Annotated in this window: 10 protein-coding genes; 9 read left to right on the top strand and 1 reads right to left on the bottom strand. The window is 39.7% G+C overall.

Annotated features, from left to right (window positions below; all coding sequences use genetic code 11):
• Positions 1-63 precede the first annotated feature (63 nt).
• Positions 64-849: a DUF1189 domain-containing protein gene (locus E2626_RS10810; protein ID WP_166786795.1), complete on the bottom strand. Its 786-nt coding sequence runs from the start codon at positions 847-849 to the stop codon at positions 64-66.
• A gap of 244 nt (positions 850-1093) precedes the next feature.
• Here E2626_RS10810 and E2626_RS10815 point away from each other — a divergent pair, with 244 nt between their 5' ends.
• From E2626_RS10815 to phoU, 9 genes are all read left to right on the top strand, one after another.
• Entirely contained in the window at positions 1094-2725 is a 1632-nt protein-coding gene (locus E2626_RS10815; protein WP_134381762.1) for a Na/Pi cotransporter family protein, read from the top strand.
• A gap of 80 nt (positions 2726-2805) precedes the next feature.
• Positions 2806-3285 carry a DUF456 domain-containing protein gene (locus E2626_RS10820; protein ID WP_134381791.1) on the top strand — a complete coding sequence of 160 codons (480 nt, stop codon included), beginning with the start codon at positions 2806-2808 and terminating at the stop codon, positions 3283-3285.
• A 132-nt stretch (positions 3286-3417) separates the two neighbouring features.
• Positions 3418-4026 (top strand): superoxide dismutase, encoded by a 609-nt coding sequence (locus E2626_RS10825; RefSeq protein ID WP_134381763.1) that lies wholly within the window; start codon positions 3418-3420, stop codon positions 4024-4026.
• A 174-nt stretch (positions 4027-4200) separates the two neighbouring features.
• The gene (locus tag E2626_RS10830; protein WP_244094297.1) at positions 4201-6378 is read left to right on the top strand and encodes a penicillin-binding transpeptidase domain-containing protein; all 2178 of its coding nucleotides are present in this window, start codon (positions 4201-4203) and stop codon (positions 6376-6378) included.
• Between the two features lie 151 nt (positions 6379-6529).
• Positions 6530-7498: a PstS family phosphate ABC transporter substrate-binding protein gene (locus E2626_RS10835; protein ID WP_134381765.1), complete on the top strand. Its 969-nt coding sequence runs from the start codon at positions 6530-6532 to the stop codon at positions 7496-7498.
• A 76-nt stretch (positions 7499-7574) separates the two neighbouring features.
• The gene (gene pstC, locus E2626_RS10840; protein WP_134381766.1) at positions 7575-8519 is read left to right on the top strand and encodes a phosphate ABC transporter permease subunit PstC; all 945 of its coding nucleotides are present in this window, start codon (positions 7575-7577) and stop codon (positions 8517-8519) included.
• 1 nt (position 8520) lies between these two features.
• Entirely contained in the window at positions 8521-9399 is an 879-nt protein-coding gene (pstA, locus tag E2626_RS10845; protein ID WP_134381767.1) for a phosphate ABC transporter permease PstA, read from the top strand.
• Positions 9400-9427: 28 nt separating this feature from the next.
• On the top strand, positions 9428-10249 hold the full coding sequence (gene pstB / locus E2626_RS10850; protein ID WP_134381768.1) for a phosphate ABC transporter ATP-binding protein PstB: 822 nt from the start codon (positions 9428-9430) through the stop codon (positions 10247-10249).
• A 12-nt stretch (positions 10250-10261) separates the two neighbouring features.
• On the top strand, positions 10262-10921 hold the full coding sequence (gene phoU, locus E2626_RS10855) for a phosphate signaling complex protein PhoU (RefSeq protein ID WP_134381769.1): 660 nt from the start codon (positions 10262-10264) through the stop codon (positions 10919-10921).
• Positions 10922-11002 lie beyond the last annotated feature (81 nt).

Consider the following 11002-nt stretch of genomic DNA (forward strand, 5'->3'; position numbering starts at 1 on the left):
CTCATATTTTTCTACTATTTTATTCTAACAGTGTTTATTTCATGTTGACAAGAAATAGAACACCTATGACTGTTCACTTATCTTCTTTTTAGGCTTTGGAATTTCGTTTATTGAAAGATAAAGCATCATCCCTGTTACAAACCAGTTAATAAGCATTGCGAATGGGATGAGTGATCCTGCCAGATCTGCAATGAGAAAGAAAACAGCAGGCAGTGCAGAACTGTAAGCAGCAATTCTGAAAGAGTGGCGATAAGTAAGCTTTCTATTAACAGATTTTGCAAGCTTTGTTCCGATCCAGCCGAAAATGGTTGCTTTCACAAATAACATGCCGGCAACCAGGACGAAAATGAAGGAGAGAATAAAGAAATAAATAATGTATTTTGCTCCTTCAAGAGAACTTAGCAGAGATGCAATTCCCTCACTGCTCAGATTAATACCTTCAAATGTATTATATTGATATTCCTGGACACTTCCTGCTGTAGATACCGCCAAACGGTCAGATAAAAAAGCAACAGCAGCGTCATCATTGACTAAATCATCAGCAGTCATTTCATTCGATCCATCTACATAAAAAGTAAACCCGCTGCTGTCTGCTGTGACAGCCTCTTCAGCATCAGTCTGTAACTGTCCATTGTCCACTTCAAAAGAAGGAAGTTCATTAAGCAGAAGATCTTCCCCTTCAGCAAACAAACCTTCACCAATGACAGACACCTGTATGACAGCAGGGATGATTGAGAGAAATGCTAAAAGAAAAACAAATAAAATCGTTTTTCCGATTCCCTGAAACCTGAATCTTGCAATATCTTTTGGTGAATACAAGCTTTTTAATAATTGTTTAAAAATATTCAATGATAAACCCTCCGGTATAAAATAGGCACAATTATATTGTACTTTTATATTGTAGAAAAGGGCAAATGAACGAATAATGAAAAAGTAAGCGTTTCTTTTTGTAACACAATTGTAATATTACGCGTCTATTATTAACCGATTGTAAAGATTTCAGTTAACCCCTTTACTTATATCACTCAAAGAATTAATAATTGTAGAGGGTTTTCAAGAAGTATGTCTAAATTTGTTTATAGGGGTTGAAATCATGGAAGTGAATTGGCAGGAAGTCTTCTTTATGTTTATCGGGGGACTTGGTATATTCCTATTTGGTTTGAAATACATGGGAGACGGCTTGCAGAAGTCTGCAGGTGACCGTCTGCGTGAAATCCTGGATCGTTTCACGACAAACCCATTTATGGGCGTTTTAGCTGGTATATTCGTAACGATACTTTTACAGACGAGTACAGGAACAACTGTTATTACGATCGGACTTGTTAGCGCAGGATTTATGACACTTCGTCAGGCAATCGGTGTCATTATGGGGGCAAATATCGGTACGACCGTTACTGCTTTCATTATTGGTATTGATATTGGTGCCTATGCACTTCCAATTATTGCAGTTGGTGCGATTCTTCTGTTTTTCGTTAAAAATCATAAAGTAAATAATTTTGGGCAGATTGTATTTGGTTTTGGAGCACTTTTCTACGGGCTTGAATTGATGGGGGACGGAATGAAACCCCTTAGAGAACTTCAGGCGTTTATTGACCTGACACAGAGTATGAGTGAAGTGCCGATTTTAGGTGTTGTTGTAGGTACTGTTTTCACGGTGATTGTGCAAAGTTCAAGTGCTACAATTGGTGTGCTGCAGGGACTATATGCTGAAGACTTGATTTCACTGGACGCAGCAATTCCCGTATTATTTGGAGACAACATTGGTACAACAATCACGGCAGTATTAGCTGCGATTGGGGCTTCAGTTGCTGCCAAACGTGCTGCCGCTGTTCACGTTATGTTTAATATTATAGGTACCGCTATTTTTCTTATTCTGCTGATTCCATTCACAGCATTTATTGTATGGATCGATCAGTTCTTAAACCTTGAACCTGCTATGCAGATTGCATTTGCACATGGTACTTTCAATGTAAGTAATACGATTGTCCAATTCCCATTCATTGCAGCTCTTGCATGGATTGTAACAAAGATAATCCCTGGTAAGGATGTTGTGGTTGAATTCAAACCAAAACACCTTGACCCGCACTTTATTGAACAGTCACCTTCAATTGCGTTGGGACAGGCCAAAGAAGAAGTGCTGCGCATGGGACATTTTGCTGTTCAGGGTCTTAATGAATCATACGAATACCTGAAAACAAAGAATAAGAAAAATGCTGAACTCGGCTATCAGGTTGAAGATGCAATTAACAACCTGGATACTAAAATTACTGATTATCTGATTAAATTATCAGGAAGTTCATTGTCTTCTCAGGAATCTGAACGTCATTCTTTATTAATGGATACTGTTCGTGATATTGAACGTATTGGTGACCATTTTGAAAATGTCATTGAACTCGTTGATTATCAACAGGCTAATAAAGTGAAGCTGACTGATGAAGCAATGGCTGACTTGAATGAAATGTTTACACTTACCATAGAAGCTGTATCACAATCTATTGAATCACTTGATCTGAATGATCAGGATAAAGCACGAAGCGTTGCAGAAAAAGAAGATCTGATTGACAAAATGGAACGTAAATTCCGTAAAAAGCATATTCTGCGTCTGAACGAGGGCGTATGCAGCGGCCAGGCTGGAATAGTTTTCGTCGATATCGTTTCTAACCTTGAAAGAATTGGCGATCACTCTGTAAACATAGCCGAAGCTGTACTGGGTATCAGAAAATAACTTGAAAAGCCGGCTGACACATCAGCCGGCTTTTTTGCTATAATGAATGGAAATGTTTGTGATTTAAAGGAGTGGTGGTCATCGAGGTATTATTTTGGACACTGATTGTATTAAGTTTTGCTGTAGCATTTATCGGGTTAATCTACCCGATTATTCCAAGTGTGTTATTTATCCTGCTGGGCTTTATTTTGTACGGATTGTTTTTTACATTTTCTGATTTCACCTGGTTTTTCTGGACAATTCAGATTCTGTTTATCATATTACTTTTCGGTGCTGACTATGCTGCAAATTTATTCGGCGTTAAAAAATTCGGAGGATCAAAAGCAGGAATATGGGGGAGTACCATCGGGCTTTTAATTGGACCATTTGTGATACCATTGCTCGGTATTCTGATTGGACCTCTGGCGGGCGCAGTAATAGGTGAGTTAGTTGTTAACCGAACACCTTTCAAGCAGGCGCTGAAAATCGGTGTTGGCTCATTAATCGGTTTTATTACATCGGTTATAACAAAAGGTACAATTCAAGCGGTGATGGTCATTATCTTCTTTATATACGTATAAATTCGGTCTTTAGGCTGAAAAAAGCGTTTACAGTGCTTATTAATTGAATAGATTTATCTATTCTGATAATCTGAAAACAGTTGATTCCGCATCATGCGGAAAAATACACTACATACAAGGAGGAATTCAATCATGGCTTATACATTACCAGAACTACCTTATTCTTACGATGCGCTAGAACCGCATATCGACAAGGAAACAATGAATATCCACCACACGAAACACCATAACACGTACGTAACGAAATTGAATGATGCACTAGAAGGTCACGACGATCTTAAGGCAAAATCAATTGATGAACTCGTTGCAGATCTGAACAGCGTACCGGAATCAATTCGTACAGCAGTCCGCAACAATGGCGGCGGTCACGCTAATCACTCTTTCTTCTGGAAGATCCTTTCACCAAATGGTGGCGGCGAACCTTCAGGCGACCTTGCTTCTGCAATTAATGGGAAATTTGGCAGTTTTGAAAAGTTCAAAGAAGAATTTGCAGCAGCTGGTGCAGGCCGATTCGGCTCAGGCTGGGCTTGGCTGGTAGTTAATAATGGCGAACTTGAAATTACTAGCACACCAAATCAGGATTCACCACTTACTGATGGTAAAACACCGGTACTTGGCCTGGATGTATGGGAGCACGCTTATTACCTGAAGTATCAGAACAAGCGTCCTGACTACATTAATGCATTCTGGAGCGTTGTAGACTGGAACGCAGTAGAAAAGCTTTATACTTCTGCAAAATAATTTCATAAAAAAAGACTGGCGATTTTCGTCAGTCTTTTTTATGTGGAAAATGAGATGGATGATTATCTGACCGGATATGTCCTTTTAATGAAAAAGCATGTCATCCTCTAGTAATATATGAAATTTTCCTTTAAGATTAGCCTATATGAATATAAAAAGAAAGGGAGACTCTTATTGAAAAAGAATCAGTCCCGTACGAAGAAACCTAAAAAAATCAAAAAGAATTTTCTTGCTGCAAGAATGAATATATTATTTTTCGCAGTGTTTATATTATTTTCCGCACTCATTCTCAGACTCGGCGTTCTACAGATTGTGAATGGTGAAGATTTTACAAGACAGCTGGAAAGAACTGAGGAAGTTGTTGTCAATTCAAGCGTACCACGGGGGAAAATATTCGATCGGAATGGAAAAGTAATTGTGGATAATCGACCGGTTAATGCAATTACATATACAAAAACACAGCAAACTTCTCAGAAAGAAATGATGGAAGTGGCTACAAAACTTGCAGGGATGATCGAACTTGATGATGATCAGGTTACTGACCGGGACATCCAGGACTACTGGATTCGTGAAAACAAAGAAAGAGCTGAAGCCAAAATCACAGAAGAAGAGCGCGCTCTTTATGATGAAGGCGAGCTTTCTCAGAGTGAATATGATAAAAATATCCGTGACAGAATTACTGAGGAAGAGCTGGCAGAAATCACTGATCAGGATATGGAAATACTGGCAGTGTACAGACAGATGCAGACTGGATATAATCTTTCTCCTCAAATTATAAAAAATGAAGGTGTCACAGATGAAGAATTTGCTACTGTCAGCGAGCAGTTGAGTTCGCTGCCCGGTGTGAATTCTACAGTGGACTGGAAAAGAGAGTATCCTTACGGTGACGTGCTGAGAACGGTACTGGGAAGTGTCAGATCAATACCTGAAGATAAAATAGAGTATTATCTTGCACGTGATTACGCACGCAATGACAGGGTTGGCACGAGTTACCTTGAACTTCAATATGAAGATGTGCTGCAGGGTCAAAAGTCAAAAGTCCGTACCATTACCGATAAGGCTGGAAATGTCATTGATTCACAGCTGATTCAGCAGGGAGAGCGTGGCAAGGATCTTGTTCTGTCAATTGATATTGAATTGCAGCAGGCGCTTGAACAGGTAGTAGAGGATGAATTGAGAAGGCTTAAACAGGATTATGGACGAAACTTAATGGACCGTCTGTTTCTGGTGATGATGGATCCGAATACCGGCGAGCTGCTTGCAATGGCAGGGAAACAGTATGTAGAAACTGAAGATGGACCGGAAATCCAGGATTATAATATTGGAACTTTTACTAGTGCTTATGAAGCCGGTTCTTCTATAAAGGGTGCAACGGTCCTTTCCGGTTATCAGGATGGCGTTATTCAACCTTATTCTTTAATAAGAGATGAAGCCATTAGAATTAAAGGATCTGAACCTAAATCATCATGGTATGGATCATTACCAAACCCAATAAGTGATTTATATGCGCTAGAACGTTCATCGAATGGATATATGTTTAAAATTGCAATAAAAATGGCAGGAGCAACTTATACTCCAGGGGAGCCAATTGATATCGGTTCAAGCGCATTCACAAAAATGCGTAACTACTTTGGTCAATTCGGACTTGGCAGTGAAACAGGCATTGATTTACCTGGAGAAAGTGTCGGATACCAGACGAATAATCCACTGGACCTGACACCGGGTAAACTGCTCGATTTATCGATTGGTCAGTTTGATACCTATACGCCGATGCAGATGGTGCAGTATGTTTCTACCGTGATCAATGGCGGTAACAGAGTCGCGCCTACGACTGTTAAAGAAATCAGAGATCCGAGTTCAGATAATGAAACATTGGGGCCGCTGGTAAAAGCGATGAAACCAAGAGTATTAAACAAACTCGATAATACTCAGGCGGAATTGGACCATGTGAAACAGGGATTTTACCGTTCTTTCAATGGTACTCAGGGAACCGGGCTGGATTTTAAAGGGAATGGTTATGTAGCCGGAGGTAAAACAGGAACTGCGGAAGTGGTTTACTTTGGTCCGAAATATGACGAACTGTATCGCTCTAAAGGATTATTGCCTCCTGAAACGACAAATTCCACATTAGTTGGATTTGCACCATACGATCAACCTGAAGTTGCATTTTCAGTTCTCGCTCCGTGGGTTTATCCGAATGACGGAACTACTGCTCTGCGTGAAGATGTAAATGAAAACGTAGGAACTGCAGCACTTGAAGTGTATTTCGATATTAGAGAAAAAAGAATGAATGAAGGCGGAGCTGATCAGGAAGTTGAAATAACAGCTGAAGAAGCCGAAGAAGGACAATAAATCATCTACTAAACTGAGTATTGCATATTGCAGTACTCAGTTTTTTTATGCGTTTACAAAACCTTTACATTACATTTATATGAGATTAATAGAAGGGGTGTATTGTATTACCTGTAGGACAAACCAACCAAACCACAGGGGGAATTACAGAATGAAAAACGCAAAAATGTTAGCAATGTCTACTATTTTAGGATCAGCAGTTTTTCTAGCTGCTTGCGGTAGTGAAGATGAAGCGAATGGATCAGATAACGGCTCTGAAGGTTCATCAGAAGAGCTAAGCGGTCAGGTTCAGGGTGATGGTTCATCGACTGTAGCTCCTATTATGGAAGCGATTGTTGAAGAATATGCTGCTGCACAGCCGGGTGTCCAGGTATCATCAGGCGTATCCGGTACAGGTGGCGGATTTGAAAAATTCATTGCGGGAGAAACTTCATTCTCAAATGCATCCCGTCCAATTAAAGAAGAAGAAGAAGCTGGTCTTGAAGAAGAAGGTGTTGAATACACAGAAGTTGAACTTGGTTATGACGGGCTTTCTGTTGTAGTGAACCAGGAAAACGACTGGGTGGATTCACTGACTGTAGATGAATTGAAAGAAATGTGGGTTGAAACAGGGGAAGAAAAAACTTGGGCTGATATCCGTGATGGCTGGCCTGAAGAACCAATCGAGTTTTACTCTCCTGGAACTGACTCTGGTACTTACGATTACTTCAATGAAGTCATTCTTGAGGAAGATGACATCGTAAGGTCTGCAACACTTTCAGAAGACGATAACGTGCTTGTACAGGGTGTTCTTGGATCACCTAATGCAATCGGATACTTCGGTTATGCTTACTATCTTGAAAATAAAGATACATTAAAAGTAGTGCCGATCGATAATGGAGAAGGTGCTGTTGAGCCTAACAATGAAACAATTGAATCAGGTGAATACGCTCCACTTTCTCGTCCATTGTTCACTTATGTAAGAAATGACAAAGTAGCTGAAGATCCGGCAGTAGCAGACTTTATCATGTTTGCGATTGAAAACGCTGGAGATCTTGCAGAAGCAGTTGGATATGTAAGAGCACCACAGGAAGTGTATGACGAAGATATGGCAACGATTGAAGAGCTTGCAGCTGAATAATTAATTCCAGCGGGGAGCGTGTACTACACGCTTCTCGTATCATCATGTTCTTTGGATAATTGAGGAGGTTTTCATTATGGCAATGAATGAGCCAAAGCAACTTTCGGTTCAGGAATTGATCGCTCAGAAAAGCAACAGGGGTCTTCTGGCGTTCACAGAAAAATTAATACCAAAAATTTTGCTGCTCATCGCAACAGTTTCTGTTCTGACAACCATCGGAATAGTGTTTACATTAATATTTGAAACCATTACTTTCTTTACTGAGGTAAATGTTTTAAGTTTTCTAACAGGTACTGAATGGTATCCTTTCGCTAATTCCACACCTACTTATGGAATTCTTCCGTTAATTGTAGGGACTTTAAAAATTACTGCAATCGCCACATTTGTAGCTGTGCCGATTGGTATTGCTACAGCCATTTATTTGAGTGAGTATGCGAGTGACCGGGTTAGAAGAATTGTAAAACCTGTTCTTGAAGTGCTCGCAGGTGTACCTACAATTGTTTACGGGTTTTTTGCCTTAACATTCGTAACACCGATTCTGCGTTCGGTTTTCCCGGAAATTTCAATTTTCAATGCAATCAGTCCGGGTATTGTAGTAGGTATTATGGTTATTCCTATGATTGCCTCTCTATCAGAAGATGCGATGACGTCAGTACCAAATGCAATGAGAGACGGTGCCTATGCGCTTGGCGCAACTAAATTTGAAGTGGCAGTGAAAATTGTGTTGCCAGCAGCACTCTCAGGAATCGTTGCATCAATCGTATTGGCAATTTCGCGCGCAATTGGAGAAACAATGATTGTGGCAGTTGCTGCCGGTTCAACTCCAGGATTTGATTGGGATGTTACCGGATCTATTCAGACAATGACTGCATATATTGTTCAGGTTACGACTGGAGATGCAGGTTATGGAACAACAATTTATTACAGTATCTATGCTGTAGGCTTCACGCTGTTCCTGTTTACATTATTTATGAATATGCTTGCCCAGTTTATCTCCAAGCGTTTTAGGGAGGAATATTAAAATGAGGTATATTAACCATGAAGAGGTGGCTTCGAAAACCAAAAAAAGACTGACTAAGAACACGATATTTAAAGGTGTTTTTGCAGCTGCAACAACATTTGGGTTAATCGTGCTTACCATTCTTCTGTATCGTATCATCACTCAAGGAAGTGGCTATATCAGCTTAGATTTTTTCACTAGTTTTGCTTCCAGAATTCCTGAAAACTCAGGCATAAAGGCTGCGATCGCAGGATCTATCTATTTAATGCTTGTCGTTGCACCTGTTTCTATGTTTTTAGGGGTTGGAACTGCTATTTATTTAGAGGAATATGCAACAAAAAATAGATTTAACACATTTATCAAAATCAATATTTCAAATCTTGCCGGTGTTCCTTCTGTCGTATTCGGTCTCCTTGGACTGACAATCTTTGCCCGTTTCTTTGATTTAGGTATCTCTATTCTTGCAGCGGGTTTGACAATGAGTTTGTTAATCCTTCCAATTATTATTGTAGCTTCACAGGAGGCAATCAGAGCTGTGCCCAATGAATTAAGAGAAGCTTCATTTGCAATGGGTGCTACAAAGTGGCAGACCATTCTCCGTGTAGTACTGCCAGCCTCAATACCGGGAATTCTGACGGGAAGTATTCTCGCATTATCACGTGCGATTGGAGAAACAGCGCCGCTAGTTGTTCTCGGTATTCCAACGATATTAATGTTCATGCCTGACGGGCTTTTGAGTACTTTTACTGCTCTGCCGATGCAGATTTTTGACTGGACAAAACGTCCGCAGGTTGAATTCCATGATGTAGCAGCCGGGGGTATCATTGTATTAATGGCATTGCTGCTTTTCATGAATTCTATTGCAGTATTTATAAGAAACAAGTATCAAAATCGTTATTAATTTAATTGGATGAAGGGAGCTTTTCAACATGACTACAACAATTAAACCTGCCAGCGATGTACTGGAGAAAAAAGAACCAGCCGTGAAAAGTAATAAAGCATCAGTATATAAAACGAATCAGCTCAATTTATGGTATGGGTCTAACCATGCATTGAAAAATATTGATCTTGATATTAAAGAAAACGAAGTGACAGCAATTATAGGTCCTTCGGGATGTGGAAAATCAACTTTTATCAAAACGCTTAATCGTATGATTGAAACCATTCCATCAGTGAAAACCTCCGGTGAAATTATTTACCGCGACCGCAATATTTTTAGTAAAAAATACCAGGTTGAAGAATTGCGCACAAAGGTTGGTATGGTCTTTCAAAAGCCTAATCCATTCCCTAAATCGATCTATGAAAATATTGCGTATGGTCCACGCATTCATGGAATTAAAAACAAGAAAACGCTCGATGAAATTGTTGAAAAATCACTTCGAGGTGCAGCGATCTGGGACGAAGTAAAAGATCGCCTGAATGAAAATGCATACGGTCTTTCGGGCGGACAGCAGCAGCGTATCTGTATTGCGCGATGCCTTGCGATTGAACCTGATGTTATTTTAATGGACGAGCCGACTTCAGCACTTGATCCGATCTCCACACTCAAAGTTGAAGAGCTTGTGCAGAACCTGAAAAAAGAATACAGCATCATTATCGTAACGCACAACATGCAGCAGGCCGCACGTATTTCAGATAAAACTGCTTTCTTTCTAAATGGGGAAGTAGTTGAATATGATGAAACAAATAAAATCTTTTCTAACCCGACTGATGACAGAACAGAAGATTATATCTCAGGCAGATTTGGATAAGGAGTGAAGAAATTGTCAGTGAGAGAACGGTACGATACGGATTTGGAGACATTGAATAACAAAATAGTGGAGCTGGGTAAGTTTGCGCAGCAGGCATTAAAGAGCTCACTTACAGCACTAGATCATAAGGATATTGAAAAATCTCTTTTGATCATGGATGAAGATGTAAAAGCCAACAGAATAGAAGAAGAAATTAACGATCTTGCCATTTTGCTGATTGCTAAACAGCAGCCGGTTGCTACGGATTTGAGAAGAATCATTGTGGCAATTAAAATCGCCGCTGATCTTGAAAGAATTGCAGATTTTGCAGTGAACATCGCAAAATCAACGATTCGAATAGGTGATGACAGTTCTGTTAGTTCGATAGAAAATGTGCATAAAATGTACAACATTACGGAAGAAATGATTGAACTAGTTTTAGAAGCTTATACAGATGAAGATGTTGTTAAAGCAAAAAAAATTGCAGAGCTTGATGACGGGGTTGACCAGCTTTATGGAGAGACAATACAAAAACTGCTTTCTTCAAGCGCATCTCAGCCTGATAAGTTAGCTCAGATTACGCAACTTTCCTTTGTTTGCCGTTACCTTGAGCGCGCTGCTGATCATGTGACCAATATTTCAGAGAATATATTCTACCTTGTAAAAGGGAAAAGGTACGATCTGAATAAATAAAAAGAAGCCTCAGGGCTTCTTTTTTTCAGACTGTTGAAATTCTAAAATATGTATATAACCAATAAAATAAACCATTCATTT

It is taken from the genome of Jeotgalibacillus salarius (genome assembly GCF_004405125.1).
In the GTDB taxonomy this organism is placed as follows: domain Bacteria; phylum Bacillota; class Bacilli; order Bacillales; family Jeotgalibacillaceae; genus Jeotgalibacillus; species Jeotgalibacillus salarius.

Bases quoted from the DNA above. Each gene is read 5' to 3' on its own strand.
- pstA (WP_134381767.1), top strand. From the start codon at position 8,521: ATGAGGTATATTAACCATGAAGAGGTGGCTTCGAAAACCAAAAAAAGA.
- pstB (WP_134381768.1), top strand. From the start codon at position 9,428: ATGACTACAACAATTAAACCTGCCAGCGATGTACTGGAGAAAAAAGAA.
- pstC (WP_134381766.1), top strand. From the start codon at position 7,575: ATGGCAATGAATGAGCCAAAGCAACTTTCGGTTCAGGAATTGATCGCT.
- E2626_RS10815 (WP_134381762.1), top strand. From the start codon at position 1,094: ATGGAAGTGAATTGGCAGGAAGTCTTCTTTATGTTTATCGGGGGACTT.
- E2626_RS10835 (WP_134381765.1), top strand. From the start codon at position 6,530: ATGAAAAACGCAAAAATGTTAGCAATGTCTACTATTTTAGGATCAGCA.
- E2626_RS10825 (WP_134381763.1), top strand. From the start codon at position 3,418: ATGGCTTATACATTACCAGAACTACCTTATTCTTACGATGCGCTAGAA.